Below are 592 nucleotides of genomic sequence, written 5' to 3' on the forward strand. Positions count from 1 at the left end.
GCGCACGCTGCATTGGAGCTGGTCATTACCGATGGTATTGATTCGGCACGACCAATTGCTGTTGTTCCCTTTAAATGGGAGGGCAGTCAACCACTTCCTACCGACATTTCTGCTGTCATTGCGTCTGATCTACAGCGCAGTGGTAAGTTCAGCCCAGTACCAACGAATAAAATGCCACAAACGCCATTCAATGAATCAGAAGTTAACTTTGATTCGTGGACAAGCCTTGGTGTAGATGCGTTGTTAACTGGCTCTATCAAGCAAAATGAGCAAGGCGATTACCTTGTAAATTACCAGCTTGTTGATGTGGTACGCGGTCAGTTAACTGGTGGGCAGAGCAAAGCTCTAGGGAGTGACGGCGAGCTTGTTTTATCTAAAGACCATGTTTTGTTTAACAAAGTGGCTACGGTAAAAGGCCCTCGTATGCGTGAGTACGCTCACCGTATTTCCGACCTTGTCTATGAACAACTGACTGGTGAACGTGGCGCATTTATGACTCGTATTGCCTACGTGGTTGTAAACGACAAAGACCGTTTCCCGTACCAGCTTCGTGTTGCTGATTACGATGGTTACAATGAGCGATTAGTATTGC

The 592-nt window shown here is 46.6% G+C and carries 1 pseudogene; it reads left to right on the top strand.

Annotated elements, in window-relative coordinates:
• Positions 1–592: pseudogene (locus R7Z50_RS29185) on the top strand (Tol-Pal system protein TolB); the annotation flags it as partial.

It is taken from the genome of Vibrio sp. 1249-1 (genome assembly GCF_033340495.1).